General features: G+C 73.0%; 16 protein-coding genes. 3 read left to right on the top strand and 13 right to left on the bottom strand.

Going from position 1 to position 18,822, the window contains the following annotated elements; translation table 11 throughout:
• Positions 1-15: 15 nt before the first annotated feature.
• A complete protein-coding gene (locus HDA31_RS09175) occupies positions 16-1,614 on the bottom strand; it encodes an MFS transporter (RefSeq protein ID WP_178065586.1) in 1,599 nt (532 codons plus the stop codon).
• Positions 1,615-1,811: 197 nt separating this feature from the next.
• Positions 1,812-2,861 (bottom strand): S1 family peptidase, encoded by a 1,050-nt coding sequence (locus HDA31_RS09170; RefSeq protein WP_178065587.1) that lies wholly within the window; start codon positions 2,859-2,861, stop codon positions 1,812-1,814.
• 256 nt (positions 2,862-3,117) lie between these two features.
• Between HDA31_RS09170 and HDA31_RS09165 the strand changes: the two genes are divergently transcribed.
• Positions 3,118-3,945, top strand: a complete 828-nt coding sequence (locus HDA31_RS09165; protein ID WP_178065588.1) for a GDSL-type esterase/lipase family protein — start codon at positions 3,118-3,120, stop codon at positions 3,943-3,945.
• Positions 3,946-4,113: 168 nt separating this feature from the next.
• Here HDA31_RS09165 and HDA31_RS09160 read toward each other — a convergent pair whose 3' ends face one another.
• From HDA31_RS09160 to HDA31_RS09150, 3 genes are all read right to left on the bottom strand, one after another.
• A complete protein-coding gene (locus HDA31_RS09160) occupies positions 4,114-5,049 on the bottom strand; it encodes an acyl-ACP desaturase (RefSeq protein ID WP_178065589.1) in 936 nt (311 codons plus the stop codon).
• An 87-nt stretch (positions 5,050-5,136) separates the two neighbouring features.
• Entirely contained in the window at positions 5,137-6,465 is a 1,329-nt protein-coding gene (hisS, locus tag HDA31_RS09155; RefSeq protein ID WP_178065590.1) for a histidine--tRNA ligase, read from the bottom strand.
• 51 nt (positions 6,466-6,516) lie between these two features.
• Complete coding sequence (locus HDA31_RS09150) at positions 6,517-7,236, bottom strand: MBL fold metallo-hydrolase (RefSeq protein WP_178065591.1); 720 nt, start codon at positions 7,234-7,236, stop codon at positions 6,517-6,519.
• Positions 7,237-7,493: 257 nt separating this feature from the next.
• Here HDA31_RS09150 and HDA31_RS09145 point away from each other — a divergent pair, with 257 nt between their 5' ends.
• Both HDA31_RS09145 and HDA31_RS09140 read left to right on the top strand, forming a co-directional pair.
• Positions 7,494-8,369 (top strand): peptidylprolyl isomerase, encoded by an 876-nt coding sequence (locus HDA31_RS09145; RefSeq protein ID WP_178065592.1) that lies wholly within the window; start codon positions 7,494-7,496, stop codon positions 8,367-8,369.
• A 67-nt stretch (positions 8,370-8,436) separates the two neighbouring features.
• The gene (locus HDA31_RS09140; RefSeq protein ID WP_178065593.1) at positions 8,437-9,276 is read left to right on the top strand and encodes a peptidylprolyl isomerase; all 840 of its coding nucleotides are present in this window, start codon (positions 8,437-8,439) and stop codon (positions 9,274-9,276) included.
• An 82-nt stretch (positions 9,277-9,358) separates the two neighbouring features.
• Here the strand turns inward: HDA31_RS09140 and HDA31_RS09135 are convergent, their stop codons facing one another.
• The 8 genes from HDA31_RS09135 to ruvC all read right to left on the bottom strand — a co-directional run bounded on the left by HDA31_RS09135 (position 9,359) and on the right by ruvC (position 18,815).
• Positions 9,359-11,854 carry a RelA/SpoT family protein gene (locus tag HDA31_RS09135; protein ID WP_074478710.1) on the bottom strand — a complete coding sequence of 832 codons (2,496 nt, stop codon included), beginning with the start codon at positions 11,852-11,854 and terminating at the stop codon, positions 9,359-9,361.
• 289 nt (positions 11,855-12,143) lie between these two features.
• A complete protein-coding gene (locus HDA31_RS09130) occupies positions 12,144-12,710 on the bottom strand; it encodes an adenine phosphoribosyltransferase (protein WP_178065594.1) in 567 nt (188 codons plus the stop codon).
• 103 nt (positions 12,711-12,813) lie between these two features.
• A complete protein-coding gene (secF, locus tag HDA31_RS09125; protein ID WP_178065595.1) occupies positions 12,814-14,001 on the bottom strand; it encodes a protein translocase subunit SecF in 1,188 nt (395 codons plus the stop codon).
• A gap of 1 nt (position 14,002) precedes the next feature.
• A complete protein-coding gene (secD, locus tag HDA31_RS09120; RefSeq protein WP_178067608.1) occupies positions 14,003-15,889 on the bottom strand; it encodes a protein translocase subunit SecD in 1,887 nt (628 codons plus the stop codon).
• A 248-nt stretch (positions 15,890-16,137) separates the two neighbouring features.
• Positions 16,138-16,482: a preprotein translocase subunit YajC gene (yajC, locus tag HDA31_RS09115; RefSeq protein WP_074478714.1), complete on the bottom strand. Its 345-nt coding sequence runs from the start codon at positions 16,480-16,482 to the stop codon at positions 16,138-16,140.
• 139 nt (positions 16,483-16,621) lie between these two features.
• Complete coding sequence (ruvB, locus tag HDA31_RS09110; RefSeq protein ID WP_043967887.1) at positions 16,622-17,692, bottom strand: Holliday junction branch migration DNA helicase RuvB; 1,071 nt, start codon at positions 17,690-17,692, stop codon at positions 16,622-16,624.
• Positions 17,689-18,291, bottom strand: a complete 603-nt coding sequence (gene ruvA, locus HDA31_RS09105) for a Holliday junction branch migration protein RuvA (protein WP_178065596.1) — start codon at positions 18,289-18,291, stop codon at positions 17,689-17,691. Before ruvA ends, ruvB begins: the two co-directional genes overlap by 4 nt.
• The gene (gene ruvC, locus HDA31_RS09100) at positions 18,288-18,815 is read right to left on the bottom strand and encodes a crossover junction endodeoxyribonuclease RuvC (RefSeq protein ID WP_074478717.1); all 528 of its coding nucleotides are present in this window, start codon (positions 18,813-18,815) and stop codon (positions 18,288-18,290) included. The genes ruvA and ruvC overlap by 4 nt, the downstream gene beginning before the upstream one ends.
• Between the last annotated feature and the right edge of the window lie 7 nt (positions 18,816-18,822).

Below are 18,822 nucleotides of genomic sequence, written 5' to 3'. Positions count from 1 at the left end.
TTCCTTGCACCCCCGCTACGGCTCGTCGGCGGGGAGGAGGTGGCTGACGTGGACCTCGCCCTCGGTCAGCGCCCTCGCCCGCTCCTCCGCCGCCCGGTCGGCGCCGGTCAGCCGCCCGCCGTGCTGGCGCAGGTGTTCCTCCCAGGACGGCACCTGGTAGACCTCGACGAAGCCGTGCGCCCGCTCCCCCGCCCGGAACAGTCCCCAGCGCATCGCCCCGGTGCGCCGCCGCGACCGGCCCACCGCCCGCATCGCCTCGACGAAGGCGTCCTGCCGCTCGGGCGGCACGGTGTAGGTGACGGTCACCAGCACCGGCCCGGTGCGCGGGTGCGCGTCCAGGGTCAGGTGCGGCTCGGGCCAGTAGACGGCCGGGTCCCGGTTGACCCCCCGGGTCTCGCGCAGCGGCCACAGCAGCACGGTGAGCGCGGCGACGGCCATGGCCGCCCCGGCCACGGCGAGCGCGGCGACCAGGCCGGCGAACTCGCCGAGCGCGCCCCAGGCGAGGGCGCCGAGCGCCTGCCCGCCTGCGAAGACCATCTGGTAGACCGAGAGCCCCCGGGCGCGTACCCAGCCGGGGAGGAAGAGCTGCATCGCGGCGTTCACGGTGGACAGCACCGTCATCCAGGCCAGCCCGGCGGGCACCAGGGCCACCGTCACCAGGGCCGGCACGGGCACGAGGGCGAGCACCAGCAGCACCCCGGCGTAGACGAGCCCGGCGACGAGGAGGAGCTGGCTGGCGGTGAGCGCCCGGCGTACCCGGGGCAGCACGAGCGCACCGGCGACCGCGCCGACGCCGAGCGCGGCCAGCAGCACGCCGTACCCGCCGGGGCCCAGGCCGAGGCGGTGGCTGGCCACCAGCGGCAGCAGCGCCCACAGCGCGCTGCCGGGCACCACGAACAGCGCGGCCCGCAGCAGGATGCGGCGGACGACCGGCGAGTGGCGCACGTACCGGCCGCCGGCGCGCAGGGCGGCGGTGAACCGTTCCGGCATGGCCGCGCCGTCGGGGCGGTCCGGCCGCCAGCGCAGCAGCGCGCCGGCGAAGATCGCGAAGGACGCGGTGTTCACCGCGAAGACCACGGCCACCCCGGCCTGGGCGACCAGCACGCCGGCCACCGCCGGGCCGACCGAGCGGGCCAGGTTGACGCTGATGGAGCCGAGCGCCGAGGCGCTGACGAGCTGCTCCCGGGGCACCAGCTCCGGGATCACCGCCTGCCAGGCGGGCAGGGTGAGCGCCTGGCCCACGCCGAGGGCGAAGGTGAGGGTGAGCAGCAGGGCGGGCGGCATCCGGTCGGCGGCGGTGAGCGCGGTCAGCAGCACCCCGACGGCGGCGAGGAAGCTCTGCACGCCGATGAGCAGCCGGCGTCGGTCGAGGGTGTCGGCGAGCGCGCCGGCCGGCAGGGCCAGCAGCAGCACGGGCAGCATGCTCGCGGTCTGCACGAGGGCGACCAGCGTCGGCGCGTTGGGTTGGTCGACCAGCAGCCACTGGGCGCCGACGGTCTGCATCCAGGTGCCGACGTTGCTGGCCAGCACGGCCAGCCAGAGGCTGCGGAACGCGGCGAGGCGCAGCGGGGCCCAGGCCGACGCGGGCGGGGCGGGGGTCGGTGTGGCGCTCACCGGCCGCAAGGTACCCCGGTTCGGCCCGCCCAGTCGATCCTCTCGCGGATCCCGCCCCACCGGCGGATCCCGCCCCACCGGGCCGCCGGTCCCCACCGGCCGTCGGTCGCGGCCTGCTCCGGCTGCGCCGGGTTCGGGTACGCCGGAAGCGGGCCGCCGGAGGCCGGCGACCCGCTTCGGGGGGAGGGCGAGGTGGATCAGATGATGCTGACGCCGTAGACGCTCAGCGGCTCGGTGACGGGCTGGAAGTAGGTGGTGCCGCCGCGGGTGCAGTTGCCGCTGCCGCCGGAGGTGAGGCCGATGGCGCTGCTGCCGCTGAACAGCGAGCCGCCGCTGTCGCCGGGCTCGGCGCAGACGTTGGTGCGGATCAGGCCGGAGACGGAGCCCTCGGCGTAGTTCACCGTGGCGTTGAGCGCCCCGACCGTGCCGCTGTGCACGCCGGTGGTGCTGCCGGAGCGCTGCACGCTCTGGCCGACGTACGCGTTGGCCGCGCCGGTGACGTCCCGGTAGCTGCCGTTGTAGAGGGAGACGTTGCCGGTCGCGTTGGCGGAGTTGCTGTGCCGGACGATGCCGTAGTCGTTGCCCGGGAAGCTGGTGCCGGCGCGGGTGCCCAGGGTGCTGGTCTGCGCCGAGTTCGAGTACCAGGTCGAGGCGATGTTGGTGCAGTGCCCGGCGGTCAGGAAGTAGGTGACGCCGGAGCTGCTGCGCACGTTGAAGCCCAGCGAGCAGCGGCCGCCGCCGGCGGCGTAGATCGCCTGGCCGCCGGAGATGCGGGTGCTCAGCACGCCGGCCTCGGCCTCGATGCGCACGGCGCCGCCGGTCCGGGCGGCGGCGGCCTTGACGCGCTCCAGCTTGGCGCCGGTGACGGTGCTGTCGACGGAGACGACGACCTGGTTGGTGGCCGGGTCGGTCCACCACGCGGTGCCGGGGATCTTCGCGGAGCGCTCCAGCTCGGCGGTGGCCCGGTCGAGCTCCGCGGCGCCCCGCTTGACGAGCTTCGCGATGGCGCCGGAGGCGCGGACCTGACGGGCGGCGGCCGCGTCGGTCACGGTGACGACCATCCTGCCGCTGGCGTCGGCGTAGGTGCCGGCGGAGCGGTCACCGAGCCGCTCGGCCAGGGTGGCGGCGGCGTCGGGCGAGGCGACGGGGGCGGCCTGGGCGGGTGCGCCGATCAACGCGGTGGCGACCAGGGTGCCGGCTGCGGCGACGGAAGCGGCGCGGAGGAGCGATGACCTCGTGGGTCGCATGTAACAACCTCCCGGAAGGGGGTGACGGGTCGCGCCGGGGGTGACGGACCCGAGGACCATCCGGCCGGAGCTGGGGTGAACCGGCCGAGTGAACTGAAGTATTCACATACTTAGATTCACTCGCAAGACCCAGCTTCGCCCTGTTTCGCCCGAGCTACCCGCGACACATGTTCGCAACATTGTGGCCCCTCAGGTGGATCAATATGATCGATGCACCCCGATTTCCCCCGTCGGCACCCGTGATCCGGAGGCCACCATGACCCCCATCCGACGCGCCCTGGCCGCCCTCGCCGCCACCGCCCTCGTCCCCCTCGGCGCCACGGCCGCCCACGCCGACGCCGGCCCGCCGCCCGGCTCCATGGCCAGCCTCGGCGACTCCATCACCCGCGGCTTCAACGCCTGCGGCTGGTACGTCGACTGCGCCTCCCGCTCGTTCAGCACCGGCGACAACTCCTCGGTGAACAGCCACTACCTACGCATCCGCGCGGTCAACCCGGCCATCGCCGGCAACGACCACAACGACGCCAGGACCGGCGCGAAGTCCGCCGACATGTCCGGCCAGGCCGGCACGGCGGTCAGCCAGGGCGTCGGGTACGTGACGATGCTGATCGGCGCCAACGACGCCTGCACCGGCTCGGAGTCGAGCATGACGCCGGTGAGCACCTACCGCGCCAACATCGACGCCGCGCTCGGCCGGATCAAGGCGGGCCTGCCGAACGCCCGGGTGGCGATCGTCAGCATCCCGGACATCCACCGGCTCTGGTCCGTCGGCAAGGACAGCGGCAGCGCCCGTACGGCGTGGGCGCTGTTCGGCATCTGCCAGTCCATGCTGGCCAACCCGACCTCCACCGCCCAGGCCGACGTCGACCGCCGGGCCCGGGTGCGCCAGCGGGTCGTCGACTACAACACCCAGCTCGCCCAGGCGTGCGCCGCGTACGGCCCGAACTGCGACTTCGACGACAACGCGGTGTTCGGCTACCCGTTCACCCTGAGCCAGCTCTCCACCTGGGACTACTTCCACCCGAACGCCGCCGGCCAGCAGGCACTAGCCACCGTGACATACACCGCCGGCTTCCACTGGTAACCACCCCCACCCCCACCCCCTGCCCCCACGCCCCTCCCCCACACCCCCTCCCCGGCGATCTTGCACTTTCGGCCCCGAGGATGGGCGTCATGTGCCTTTTGCCGGGGCCCCAACTGCAAGATCGCGCGGGGGCGGGGACCGGGGGGGCAGGGGGCAGAGGGGGGTGGGTCAGCGGGCGGCGGCCAGGCGGGCGGCGCGGGCGTCGCGCTTCTCCTCGAAGCGGGACGCGTGCGTCTCCAGGGCGTCCAGGTGGGCGGCGATCTGGTCGCGGGCGGCCTCGCCGTCGGCGTCCAGCCCGGTCACGTTGAAGATGTCCCACTGGCGCAGCACCGGGACGACCACCTCGTCGCGGTGCTGCCGCAGGTCGTAGATGCCGGCCAGGGCGATCGCCACCGACTTGCGGGCGAAGCCCTCGATGCCCACGCCGGGCATCTGGAAGTCGGCGAGGACCTCGGCGATGGCCCGCATCGCCTGGCTCGGGGCCACCTCCAGGGCGGCGGCGAGCAGGTTGCGGTAGAAGACCATGTGCAGGTTCTCGTCGGCGGCGACGCGGGCGAGCAGCGCCTCGCACACCGGGTCGCCGGCCACCCGGCCCGTGTTGCGGTGCGAGATCCGGGTCGCCAGCTCCTGGAACGACACGTACGCCAGCGAGCGCAGCATCGAGGCGTCGTGCGAGTTGGTGTAGCCGGCGGTCATGTGCACCATCCGGGCCCGCTCCAGCGCCACCGGGTCCACCGCCCGGGTCACCGTCAGGTAGTCGCGGATGGCGGTGCCGTGCCGGCCCTCCTCGGCGGTCCACCGGCCCACCCACGTCCCCCATGCCCCGTCCGGGCCGAAGAGGGTGGCGATCTGGTGATGGTACGAGGGGAGGTTGTCCTCGGTCAGCAGGTTCACGATCAGCGCGGTGCGGGCGATCTCGGGGATCGTCGAGTCCTGCGGCGACCACGCCTCGCCACCGAGCGGGCCGTCGAAGGTGCGCCCCTCGCTCCACGGCACGTACTCGTGCGGGAACCACTCCTTCGCCATCGCGAGGTGGCGGTCGAGGTTCTTCGCCACGACGGGTTCGAGCTCGACGAGCAGGGCGGTCTGGCTGAGTGCGGTCACGAAGTTCTCCCTACGGTGGCGTAACTTACGCCACCGTAGGTCTTCCGCGCCGTACGCGCCAGTAGCGCCCGCCCGCGCGGCGTCCCCTCAGCTCACCAGGGGCGACAGGTCGGCCCGCGGCGGGGTCCACTCGCCGGCCGCCGCGACCACCTGCTCACCGGAGCGGATGTCCTTCACCTCGTCGGGCGCCCCGTCGACGCCGGGGAACCAGACGTACGGGATGCCGCGCCGCTCCGCGTGCCGGATCTGCTTGCCGAACTTCGCCGCGCTCGGCGCGACCTCCGTGGGCACCCCCCGGCGGCGCAGCGCGTCGGCGACCGCGTTGCTCGCCGCCCGCCGCTCCTCGCTGGTCACCGCGACCAGCACGCACGTCGGCACGCTGCGGGACACGGTGAGCGCGCCCGCGCCGAAGAGCAGCCCGAGCAGCCGGCTCACCCCGATCGAGATGCCCACCCCGGGGAAGGACGCGCCACCGGCGCTGACCAGGTTGTCGTACCGGCCGCCGGAGCAGATCGAGCCGAAGCGCTCGTAGCCGGCCAGCGACGTCTCGTAGACGGTGCCGGTGTAGTAGTCGAGCCCACGGGCGATCCGCAGGTCGGCCACGCACAGCCCCGGCGAGTGCGCGGCGGCGGTCTCCACCACCGCCACCAGCTCGGCGACGCCCTCGTCGAGCAGCGGGTGGGTCACCCCGAGGCCGCGCACGGCGTCGGCGAACGAGGCGTCCGGTGCGGAGATCTCGGCCAGGGCCAGGCACGCCTTGGCCTGCGCCTCGCTCGCCCCGGCCGTCTCGGCGAGCAGCTCGGCCACCTTCGCCGGGCCGATCTTGTCGAGCTTGTCGACCGCGCGCAGGGCGGCCTCCGGGTCGGTCAGGCCGATGCCCCGGTAGAACCCCTCGCAGATCTTGCGGTTGTTGACCTGGATGGTCACCGGCGGGATCGGCAGCGACCGCAGCGCGTCGCCGATGACCAGCGGCATCTCCGCCTCGTAGTGGGCGGGCAGGGTGTCCCGGTCGACGATGTCGATGTCGGCCTGGAGGAACTCCCGGTAGCGCCCCTCCTGCGGGCGCTCGCCCCGCCACACCTTCTGGATCTGGTAGCGGCGGAACGGGAACTGGAGCCGGCCGGCGTTCTCCAGCACGTAGCGGGCGAACGGCACCGTCAGGTCGAAGTGCAGGCCGAGGGAGTCGTCGCCGGCCGGGCCGTCAACCTCGGCCTGGAGGCGACGCAGCACGTAGACCTCCTTGGAGGTCTCCCCCTTGCGCAGCAGCTGGTCCAGCGGCTCCACGGAGCGGGTCTCCAGCGGCGCGAAGCCGTACAGCTCGAAGGTGGCGCGGATCCGGTCCAGCACGAACTGCTCGATCATCCGCTGCGCCGGGGTCCACTCGGGGAAGCCGGAGATGGGCGTGGGCTTGCTCATGACGCTCCGTTCAGCACCCGCGCGGCGGCGCGGGAAAGGTCGAGGCGCGGCCTAGAGGCCGCGGGTGGGTGCGGCCGGGCGCGCGTCGCCCGACGCCGCCACCTCGATGAGGTACGGGTTGCTCGCGCGCTCGCGGCCGATGGTGGTCGCGGGGCCGTGGCCGGGCAGCACCACCGTGTCGTCGGCCAGCGGCAGGATCTTGTCGCGCAGGCTGGCGAGCATCCGGGGCATGCTGCCGCCCCACAGGTCGGTGCGGCCGATCGAGCCGGCGAAGAGCACGTCGCCGGAGAGGCAGACCTGCTCGGCCTCCCACTGCGAGCCCGTGCCGGGCAGCCGGAACAGCACCGACCCGCCGGTATGGCCCGGGGCGTGGTCGACGGTGATCTCCAACCCGGCCAGCGACAGGGTCGCGCCGTCGGTCAGCTCGGCGACGTCGTCGGGCTCGGAGTAGGGCAGCCGGCCGCCGAAGAGCCCCCGGAGGTCCATCGACAGCCCCTTGGCCGGGTCGGCCAGCAGCTCGCGGTCCTCCGGGTGGACGTACGCGGTGACGCCCCGCGCGCCGCAGACCGGCGCGACGGAGAACGTGTGGTCGAGGTGGCCGTGGGTGAGCAGCACGGCGGCGGGGTGCAGGCGATGCTCGGCGAGGACGGCGTCGAGCCGGTCGATCACCCCGATGCCCGGGTCGACCACCACGCACTGCTCCCCCGGCCCGGTCGCCACCACGTAGCAGTTGGTGCCGAAGGCGTCCGCGGGAAAGCTCGCCACGAGCACGGCGCTCCCCTTCCGTCGCTGTCTTAGCCTGCACCGGAAGCCTAGCCGCAGCGGCGGGCGGACCGCGCCGGCCCACCCGCCCCCGTGGCCACAGCGGCCCAGTGAGCAACTCCGATAAAGCCAGCCCGGACCTCGTACACCACTTTCCCAGCCGCTACCCGTACACTCTGGCGGGCGTGTGGCGTGGCGCACGTGGCACCCGACGGGGCGCGACGCCGACCGCCGGTGACCATCAGGGTAGAGGAAGGGGAGCACGGGTGGCTTCCAGCAGGGACCGGCAGCGCAAACTGGCGCGGGCCAAGCTCGACCGGCAGCTGGCGCGACGGGCCGCCCGGACCAGACGCCGGCGGCAGATCCAGGCCGGTGTCGGCGCCGCCGTGGTGCTCGTGCTGATCGTGGCCGGTTCGGCCTGGGCGCTGGGTGCCTTCGACAGCGACCCGAAGCAGGACACGGCCGCCGAGGACGTCTGCCTCTGGACGCCGCAGGACGCCACCGCGAACACCAACCTCAAGGACGTCGGCACCCCGGCCACCAAGGGCCTGCCGACCTCCGGCACCCGGGCGCTGACCGTCACCACCGACCAGGGCGCCCCGATCACCGCCGAGCTGGACCTCGCGTCGGCCCCGTGCGCCGGGGCGAGCATCGCCCACCTGGCTAGCAAGGGCTTCTACGACAACACGAAGTGCCACGAGATCACCTCCGAGGGCGCGCTGCGCTGCGGCGACCCGAGCGGCACCGGGCTGGGCGGCCCGGCCTACTCGTTCTACGACGAGAACGTCCCGGTCGCCCCCGAGGCCAGCCCGTCGGCGAGCCCGGCGCCCGACGAGCCCCCGGCGTACCCGAAGGGCACGGTGGCGATGATCGCCAACCCGCCGGGCGCGAACGGCAGCCAGTTCCTGATCTTCTTCAAGGACTTCGACCCGGACAAGCCGGCCTACCCGGTGATCGGGAAGGTCACCGGCGGCCTGGACGTGGTCACGAAGATCGGTGCCCTGCCGACCGTGGACAATGGGAGCGGAGCCAAGGTCAAGCCGAAGACCGACGTGGTGATCCAGAGCCTCACCGTCGGCGAGCCGTCGACCGCGCCGGCCCCGGCCCCCAGCGGCGCGTCGGCCAGCCCCAGCGCCGGCTGACCCGGCTCCCCCGCACCCCACAGCCTGCGGCACCGGCCGCGCCCGAGACAGTCCAGGAGGATCGACCGTGACGTCCACCAGAGAGCGGCAGCGCGCGGCGGCGCGCGCCCGGCTCGAGCGGGAGATGGCCGAGCGCGCGGCCCGGGCCCGCAAGCGCCGGCAGACGCAGGCGATCGTCGGGGCCGGGGCGGCCCTGCTGCTCGTGGTCGCCGGCTCCGTCTGGCTCGCCGCCAGCATCGGCGGCGACGACGACAAGAAGCAGGACACCGCCGCCGCCCCCGGCTTCGTGCAGTGCACCTGGACCGAGGTTCCCAAGGAGCAACGGACCAAGGAGATCAAGGACGTCGGGCTGCCGGCCGCCCAGCAACCGAACACCGGCACCCAGACGCTGACGTTCGACACCAACCTGGGCCCGATCACCGCCAAGGTCGACCGGTCCGTCGCGCCGTGCACCGCCGCCAGCTTCACCCACCTGGCGAGCAAGGGCTTCCTCGACAACACCAAGTGCCACCGCCTGGTCACCGAGGGCATCAAGGTGCTCCAGTGCGGCGACCCGAGCGCCACCGGCAAGGGCTGGCGGGACACCGACGGCACCGGCGGCCCAAGCTACCGGATGGCCGAGGAGAACCTGCCGACCGACAAGCGCCCGCCGTACCCGGAGGGCGTCATCGCGATGGCCAACTCGGGGCAGCCGGGCAGCACGGGCAGCCAGTTCTTCATCGTCTACGGCGACTCGCCGCTGGACGCGAACTACACGGTGCTCGGCACCATCACCGGCGGGATGGACATCGTCAACCAGGTGGCGAAGGCCGGCGACGACGGCGCGTACGCCAAGCAGGCCGGCGGCGGCCACCCCAAGAAGGAGATCGTCATCGAGAAGATGACGATGAGCGAGGCGCAGGGCTGACCGCCCGCCCCGCCCCCGCACGACGAAGCGCCCGCCGGTCACCGCCGGCGGGCGCTGTCGTGTGCGGGCTTTCCCGGGCGGCTCAGGAGCCCGAGGTGACCCGGTAGGCGTCGAACACCCCGTCGACCTTGCGGACGGCGGCCAGCAGGTGCCCCAGGTGCTTCGGGTCGGCCATCTCGAAGCTGAACCGGCTCACGGCCACCCGGTCGCGGGTGGTGGTGACGGTCGCGGAGAGGATGTTGACCCGCTCGTCGGAGAGCACCCGGGTGACGTCGGCGAGGAGCTTGTGCCGGTCGAGGGCCTCCACCTGGATGGCCACCAGGAACGTGGAGGCGGAGGTGAGCTTCCAGCTCACCTCGACCACCCGCTCGGCCTGGGCCCGCAGGTCCTCGGCGTTGGCGCAGTCGTCGCGGTGCACGCTGACCCCGCCGGAGCGGGTGACGAACCCGAAGACCGAGTCGGGCGGCACCGGCGTGCAGCAGCGGGCCAGCTTGATCCAGACGTCGCTGACGCCCCGCACCACCACGCCCGGGTCGGCGCTGCTCTGCCGACTGCGCGGCGGCCGGGTGGCCACGGCGGTCTCGGCGATGTCCTCCGCCGCGCCCTCCTCGCCCCCGTACGCGGCCATCAGCTTCTGCACGACCGACTGCGCGGAGACCTGGCTGTCGCCGACCGCCGCGTAGAGCGACGCCACGTCGGCCAGGTGCAGGTCCCGGGCGATCGCCATCAGCGCGTCGGAGGTGAGCATCCGCTGCAACGGCATGCCCTGCTTGCGCATCGCCTTGACGATCGAGTCCTTGCCGGCCTCGATCGCCTCCTCACGCCGCTCCTTGTTGAAGTACTGCCGGATCTTGGTGCGAGCCCGGGGGCTCTTCACGAAACCCAGCCAGTCCTGGGTCGGCCCGGCCGTGTCGGACTTCGACGTGAAGATCTCGATCACGTCGCCGTTGGACAGCGTCGACTCCAGGGGCACCAGCTTGCCGTTGACCCGCGCCCCGATGCACTTGTGCCCGACCTCGGTGTGCACCGCGTACGCGAAGTCCACCGGCGTCGACCCCGTCGGCAACGGGATCACGTCACCCTTGGGGGTGAAGACGTACACCTCCTGGCTCGACAGGTCGAACCGCAACGCGTCGAGGAACTCGCTCGGATCCGCCGCCTCCCGCTGCCAGTCCAGCAACTGGCGCAGCCACGTCATCTCGTCGATGTGCGCGGGCGGGCCGACGATCTGGGTGCCCTTGTGCTCCTTGTACTTCCAGTGCGCGGCGATGCCGAACTCGGCGGTGCGGTGCATCGCGTACGTGCGGATCTGCATCTCCACCGGCTTGCCGGTGGGCCCGATGACCGTCGTGTGCAGCGACTGGTACATGTTGAACTTGGGCATCGCGATGTAGTCCTTGAACCGGCCCGGCACCGGCTGCCAGTTCGCGTGGATCACGCCCAGCGCGGCATAGCAGTCGCGCACCGTGTCGACCAGGATCCGCACCCCGACCAGGTCGTAGATGTCGTTGAAGTCGCGGCCCCGCACGATCATCTTCTGGTAGATCGAGTAGAGGTGCTTCGGCCGGCCCGTCGTCTCCGCCTTGATCTTGGCGGCCTTCAGGTCGGTGCCCACCTTCTGCGTCACCTGACGCAGCAGCGACTCCCGCTGCGGCTGGTGCTCCCCGATCAGGCGCAGGATCTCCTCGTACCGCTTCGGGAACAGCGTGCCGAAGGCGAGGTCCTCCAGCTCCCACTTGATCGTGTTCATGCCCAGGCGGTGCGCCAGGGGCGCCAGGATCTCCAGCGTCTCCTTCGCCTTCTGCTCCCGCTTCGGCGCGGGCAGGAAGGACAGGGTGCGCATGTTGTGCAGCCGGTCGGCCAGCTTGATCACCAGGACCCGCGGGTCCTTCGCCATCGCCACGACCATCTTGCGGATCGTCTCCGCCTTCGCGGCGTCGCCGAGCTTGACCTTGTCGAGCTTGGTCACGCCGTCGACGAGCAGCGTCACCTCGGGACCGAAGTCGACCTTCATCTGGTCGAGCGTGTATTCGGTGTCCTCGATCGTGTCGTGCAGCAGCGCGGCAACCAGCGTCGTGGTGTCCATGCCCAGGTTGGCCAGGATGGTGGCCACCGCGAGGGGATGCGTGATGTACGGGTCGCCGGACTTGCGGTACTGACCGGAGTGCCAACGGTTGGCGGTGTCGAACGCGGTCTGGATCAACTTCGCGTCGGCCTTCGGGTGGTTCTCCCGGTGGCTGGAGATCAGCGGCTCCAGCACCTCGCTGACCTGCGAGGTCTGCCAGGGCGCGTTGAACCGGGCCAGCCTCGCCCGCACCCGCCGCCCGGTGGGCGCGTTGGAGAGGGCGAAGCCGCCGCTCGGCGAGGGATCACCGGTGAGCTGCGCCGGATCGTCGGCGGCGTCGGCCGGGAACAGCGACGCCCCGGCACCCGCCGTCGCGCCGTCGGCGGACCCGGGGCCCGCGCCGTCACCACCCGCCACGGCCAGGGCGTCAGCGCCCCGATCGGTCACCGAACCGTCAGCGTCGCCTGTCGGGTGCACCGTGCCCTCCACCGGAGGGACGACATCGTGGGACACCGGCCTCCTCACCGCTCGCCGGGGATGCGCCGACCGTCCGGCCGGCCTGGTCTTCGCGCCGCCCGGACGGTCACCCGCCCGGTCAGCAATGGGCAATGCTACCCGCACGCACGGTGCCCCGCCGCTCCGCCGGACGGTCCCCACCGGGTCCGCCCGGCGGCCGGGGCCACCAATCGGGCACCGGGGCACGAACAGGCGCTCCGCGCGCCACGCGGACGGGCACGGACGCCCTCCCCGGCCCGACGCCCCGGGTCGTCGACGCCGAGACGGGGGACGAGGCCCCGGCGGCTCACACGCTCAGCAGGGCGTGCACGGGGCGCGGGGCCAACCGCTCGCGCCCGCCGAGGAACCCCAGCTCCAGCAGCACCGTGAAGCCGGCCACCGTGCCGCCGGCCCGCTCCACCAGGTCGAGGGTGGCCTCGGCGGTGCCCCCGGTGGCGAGCACGTCGTCGACCACCAGCACCCGGTGCCCGGCGGTGAACGCGTCCTCGTGCACCTCCAGCGTCGCCTCGCCGTATTCCAGCGCGTAGGAGGCCGAGTAGGCGGGGCGGGGCAGCTTGCCCGCCTTGCGCACCGGCACCACGCCCACCCCCGCCGCGTACGCGATGGCCGCCGCGACGACGAAGCCCCGGGCCTCGATGCCCACCACGGCGTCGAACGCGTCCCGCCCGTGGTGGGCCACGATCCCGTCGACGACCTGCCGGAACACCTCGCCGTCGGCGAAGAGGGGCATCAGGTCCTTGAACATCACGCCCGGCTTCGGGAAGTCCGGCACGTCCAGCACACGGCTGGCGACCAGCTCGGCGACCCGTGGGCCGCTGTCTCCCCGTACCCCGGCGCTGTGCGTCTCCGTCACGGCGGCCCGTCTCCCTTCATGGCCGACGGCGTCCCGCGCGCTGCTCGCACAGCCCGCGGGACGCCGTCGGAACGTGTTTCCTGTCTCCTACCGGTGTGGCCGATCAGCGCCGCTTGGCGCCGCCCGGCCGGTTGCCGCCGCCACCGGCGGGGCGGCCACCCCGGGCGCCGGTCGACCGCTTGCCGGCGGGCCGGGCGCCCACCTTCGGGGCGGCCCCGGCCAGGGCCGCGTCGACGTCGACGGGCTCGTCGGCGTCCGCGGCCGGACGCGCCGCGCCCTTCGGGGTGATCTCACCCTTGGCGAGGGCGGTCCGCCGGGCCAGGACCCGCTTGTTGTGCGCCTGGATGCGCGGCTCGTAGTTCTTGAGCAGCACCAGCAGCGGGGTCGCCAGCAGGATCGAGGTCAGGAAGGCGACCGCCATGCCGACGAACAGCACCAGGCCGAGGTCCTTCAGCGTGCCCGCGCCCAGCAGGCCGGCGCCGATGAAGAGCAGGCCACCGACGGGCAGCAGCGCGACCACCGAGGTGTTCAGCGACCGCATGAGGCTCTGGTTGATGGCCAGGTTGGCCGCCTCGCCGTACGTCTGGTTGTTGTTCGCCGTGATGCCCCGGGTGTTCTCCTGCACCTTGTCGAAGACCACCACCACGTCGTAGAGCGCGAAGCCCAGGATCGTGAGGAAGCCGATGATCGTCGACGGGGTGACCTCGAAGCCGACCAGCGAGTAGATGCCGGCGGTGAGGATCAGGTTCATGAACAGGGAGGAGACGGCCGCGGCCGCCATCCGCCACTCGAACCGCAGGACCAGGTAGACCGTCACCAGCAGGACGAAGATCACCAGACCGAGCAGCGCCCGGGAGGTGACCTGGCTGCCCCACGCCTCGCTGACCTGGTTGCCGCTGATCTGGTCGGCCTGGATGCCGAACACGCGGGCCATCTCGGCCTTGGCCTCGTTGGCCTGCTCGGCGTCGAGCTGCGTGGTGCGCATCTCGTAGAAGTCGCCGCCGGTGCCGCCGACCTTCTGCGCGGTGACCACCTCGGCGCCCGCCGCGGTGCGCGCCAGCACCGTGTCGACCGTCTTCTCGGCGTCGTCGAGGGTGCCGACGCTGGCCGGCACCTGGAACGAGTTGCCGCCGGCGAACTCGATGCCCAGGCTGAAGCCGCGCAGGGCGAAGCTGAGCACGGCGACGAGGATCAGCGCCCCGGCCACGCCGAACCACAGCTTGCGCCGGCCGATGACGTCGAGGCCGGCCTCGCCCGCGTAGAGGCGGCTCGCCAAACCAGTCTTAGCCATCTCAGGCCTCCTTGACGCGCGAGGTGCGGGTGGCCTGCTCGCTCCGCGCGGGCGGAAGGATCCGGCCGAGACCGCTGACCCGCGGGGACAGGAACGCCCGGGTCCGGGCGAACATCGTCATGATCGGGTGACGGAAGAGGAAGACCACGACCAGGTCGAGCACCGTGGCCAGGCCGAGCGCGAAGGCGAAGCCCTTCACCGCGCCGACCGAGACGATGTAGAGCACCACGGCCGACATGATGGTGATCGCGTTGGCCGAGATGATCGTCCGCCGGGCCCGGATCCACGCCCGGGGCACCGCGCTGCGCGGGCTGCGGCCCTCCCGGATCTCGTCCTTGAGCCGCTCGAAGTAGATGACGAACGAGTCCGCCGCCACACCGAGTGAGACGATCATGCCGGCGATGCCGGCGAGCGTGAGGGTGAAGCCGATCTGCCGCCCCAGGAAGACCAGCGCGCCGAAGACCAGCAGACCCGACAGCACCAGGCTCAGGAAGATGACCGAGCCGAGCAGCCGGTAGTAGAAGAACGAGTAGATGATGACCAGCAGCATGCCGATGCCGGCGGCGAGCAGGCCCGCGCGCAGGTGGCTCGCGCCGAGGGTGGCGGTGACGTTCTGCTGCTCCTGCGGCTCGAAGGTCACCGGCAGCGCGCCGTAGCGCAGCTGACCGGCCAGGGCGCTGGCCGCCTTGTTGTCGAAGCTGCCGGTGATCTGCGAGTCACCGGTCAGCACGCCCTGGATCTCCGGCGAGGAGACGACCTTGTTGTCCAGCACCACGGCGACCCGGCACTTGCCGTCCTGGCCCAGCGCGGTCTGGTCGCAGGCCTGGCCCTCGTTGTTGAACGCCTCGCGGGTCAGGTTGGTCCACTTCTCCTGGCCCCCGCCCTTGAAGTCGAGGCTCACCACCCAGGAACTGGTCTGGTCGAGCACCGCGTTGGCGTCGCCGACGTCGGTGCCGAGCACCTTCGCCACGTCCAGCAGGTATTTCTGGACACCGTCCTCGCAGGCGACCGCCTTCTGCTTCTCGTCCTTGATCGACGCCGGGGGGCGCTGGTCGAGCTGCGCGCAGGTGATCGTCGGCACGTTGAACTGCATCTCCGCGGGCAGCACGGCGATCTCGCGCGGGCTGAGCGCGCCGAACGGCTTGAGCTTGTCGGCCAGCGACGGGTCGGCGGTCAGGTCGGCCGGGGCCTGCAGGCCGCTCGCCGCCTGCCAGGCAGCGGCGCCGACCTTCTGCTCGACGGCCTTGCGCTGCTCCTCGACGCCCGCCGGCACCGGCTCGGCGCTGGCGCTCGACGACGGCGCGGCGCTCGCCGAGGGCGACCCGGTGGCGCTGGCGCTCGGGGCCGGCGCCCCGCCGCCCTGGCCGCCCGCGCTCGGCGACGCGGTGGCCTTCGCGCCGGACGGCGACGCGCTGCCCGACGGCTTGGCGCTGCCGGACGGGGCCGGCGACGCGCTGCCGGACGGGGCCGGCGTCGGGGTGGGCGCCGGGGCCGCCGCCGCGCCGCTGCCGTCGGCGGCCTTGAGCACCTTGCGGAAGCGCAGCTCGGCCGCGCTGCCGACGTCGGTGAGGTCGCGGTTCTCGCCGGGCAGGGAGATGACGATGTTCCGGTTGCCCTCGGTGACCACCTCGGCCTCGGCCACGCCGTAGGCGTTGACCCGGTTCTCGATGATCTGGCGGGCCTCTTCGAGGTTCTCCGCCGTCGGGGGCCGGCCGTCGAGGCTGTTGGTCGCCTCCAGCGTCATCCGGGTGCCGCCGACCAGGTCCAGGCCGAGCCGGGGCTCCAGCCGGTCCTTGAAGCCACCACTGGCGCCGCCCGAGAAGAACACCAAGAGATAGAGGACGACGAAGATGAGCCCGAGCACGGCGAGCTGCCGTCCGGGCCGCATCTGTCCCTGAGGTGGTGGTGCCACGGCTGTCTGTCTCCCTGTTACGGTCGCACCGCCGTCTGGGGCGGCACGAGGGTCGGGCCGGGGGTCCCGGCGACGGGTGTCCGGGCCGGCGACCCGACGTCGACACGGCTGCCCACGGCCGTCGCGGGGGCGGCGGCCGGCAGCGCTCACGCGTCGGCGTCGGGCGTCGGGCCCAACTATCCAGTTTTATCGCTGTCTCCGCTGCCCCGTCCCCGGGACGACGGTCACTCCTTGACGGTCTCGGCGTCCTCGACGTCCTCGGTGGCCTCGGGCCGCTCGGCCTGGCTGACGACGCGGGCGATGGCCGGGCGGGCGTACCGGGTCTGCACGCCGGGGGCGACCTCGAGCAGGACGGTCTCGTCGTCCACGCCGGTGACCGTGCCGTAGAGACCGCCGATGGTGACCACCTCGTCGCCGGGACCGAGGGTGGACTGCATCCGCTCCGCCTCGCGGCGGCGCTTCTGCTGGGGGCGGATCATCATGAAGTACATGACGCCGAAGAGCAGGGCGATCATGAGGATCGGCGTGAGACCGCCGGCTCCCCCGCCACCCGCTGCTGCGTAAAGCACGGTTACAGACCTTCCGATTGGCCTCCGGCTCGGCACGAGGGGCACCGGAGCGGAGGCGGATTCTCACGTCCTGTACAGACCGCGGCGAGTCTAGTCCCTGCACCTGGGAACGCCGAATGCGGCACAGATCACGAACGGATCACGGCTCATCGGGCGCGGCGGAGAACAGATCGGGCGCGGGAGGGGCACCGGTGCCAAATGTACCATTCGGTGGGGTACGGCCCAGATGACGCCAGGCCGCCTCGGTGGCCACCCGCCCCCGGGGCGTACGCGCCAGCAACCCGGCCCGCACCAGGAACGGCTCGCACACCTCCTCGACGGTGTCCGGCTGCTCCCCCACCGCCACGGCCAACGTCGACAGGCCCACCGGGCCGCCCCGGAACGAGTCGACCAGCGCGGTGACCACCGCCCGGTCCAGCCGGTCCAGCCCGAGCGCGTCGACGTCGTACACCGTCAGGGCCGCCCGGGCCGTCTCCACCGTCACCGTGCCGTCGGCCCGGACCTCGGCGAAGTCGCGCACCCGGCGCAGCAGTCGGTTGGCGATCCGGGGGGTGCCCCGGGACCGGCCGGCGATCTCGGCGGCGCCGTCGTCGGTGATCGGCACCCCGAGGATGCGCGCCGACCGGCGCAGCAGCACCTCCAGGTCGGCCGGCGAGTAGAAGTCGAGGTGCGCGACGAAACCGAAGCGGTCCCGCATCGGCCCGGTCAGCAGGCCCGACCGGGTGGTCGCCCCGACCAGGGTGAACGGCTCGACGTCCAGCGGGATGGCGGTCGCCCCCGGCCCCTTGCCGACGATCACGTCGACCCGGAAGTCCTCCATCGCGCTGTAGAGCAGCTCCTCCGCCGGCTTGGCGATCCGGTGGATCTCGTCGATGAACAGCACGTCACCCTCAGTGAGGCTGGTCAGGATCGCCGCGAGGTCGCCGGAGCGCTCGATGGCGGGGCCGCTGGTCACCCGGATGCCGGAGCCCAGCTCGGCCGCCACGATGTTGGCCAGGGTCGTCTTACCCAAGCCAGGCGGGCCCGACAGGAGGATGTGGTCGGGCGGGGAGCCGCGCCGCATCGCGCTGCGCAGCAGCAGGTCGAGCTGCTCGCGGACCCGGTGCTGGGCGATGAACTCCTCCAGCCGCTTCGGCCGCACGCTGGCCTCGGCGTCGCGCTCCGCGTCGTTGACGTACGCCGAGACGAGGTTGCCGTCGGGCCCCGTCATCGGGTGCGGCCGAGCAGGCGGATGGCCTGCTTGAGCAGGACCGGCACGGGCGGCGGCGGGCCGTCGACGGTCTCCGCGACCGCGGCGACCGCCTGGTCGGCCTGGCCCGCCGTCCAGCCGAGGCCCACCAGGGCCTGACGGACCTGCTCGGGCCAGGCGCCCCCGGTCACCCCGGCCGCCCCGTCGGCGCCGACCGGCACCGGGCCGATCCGGTCCCGCAGCTCCAGCACCAGGCGCTCGGCGCCCTTCTTGCCGATGCCCGGCACCCGGGTCAGCGCGGCGGTGTCGGCGTTGGCGATCGCCTTGCGCACCGCGTCGGGGGTGTGCACGGCCAGCACCGCCTGGGCCAGCCGGGGCCCCACCCCGCTCGCGGTCTGGAGCAGCTCGAACAGTTGCTTGGCGTCGTCGTCGGCGAAGCCGTAGAGGGTGAGCGAGTCCTCCCGGACCACCAGGCTGGTGGCCAGCCAGGCCGGCTGGCCGACCCGCAGGTCGGCGAGCGTGCCGGGGGCGCAGTGCACCGCCAGGCCGACCCCGCCGACCTCCACCACCGCGTGGTCCGGGCCGGTCGCGGTGACCGTGCCGCGCACACTGGCGATCATCGTGCTCCTCCTCGTCGTGCCCGGTCGGCCGCGGCGGCCAGCTTCGAGCGGGTGCCGCCGCGCCAGACGTGGCAGATTGCCAGGGCCAGGGCGTCGGCGGCGTCGGCCGGCTTCGGCGGCTCGGGCAGCCGCAGCAGCCGGGTCACCATGGTCGTCATCTGCGCCTTGTCGGCCTGGCCGGAACCGGTGATGGCGGCCTTGACCTCGCTCGGGGTGTAGGTCTGCACGGGCAGTCCGGCGCGCGCGCCGGCCAGCACGGCGATCCCGCTGGCCTGGGCGGTGCCCATCACGGTGCGCACGTTGTGCTGGCTGAACACCCGCTCGACGGCGACGGCGTCCGGCCGGTGCTCGGCCACCAGGTCGGTCAGCGAGCGGTCCAGGTGCAGCAGGCGCAGCGGCAGGTCGTCGCCGGGGTCGGTGTAGACGACGTAGTAGGCGACCAGGGTGCAGGGCCGGCCCGGCACGCCCTCGACCACGCCGACCCCGCACCGGGTCAGCCCCGGGTCGACGCCGAGCACGCGCACGCCGCCT

This window comes from Micromonospora carbonacea (assembly GCF_014205165.1).
GTDB lineage: Bacteria > Actinomycetota > Actinomycetes > Mycobacteriales > Micromonosporaceae > Micromonospora > Micromonospora carbonacea.
This window is presented reverse-complemented; position numbering and strand designations above follow the sequence as displayed.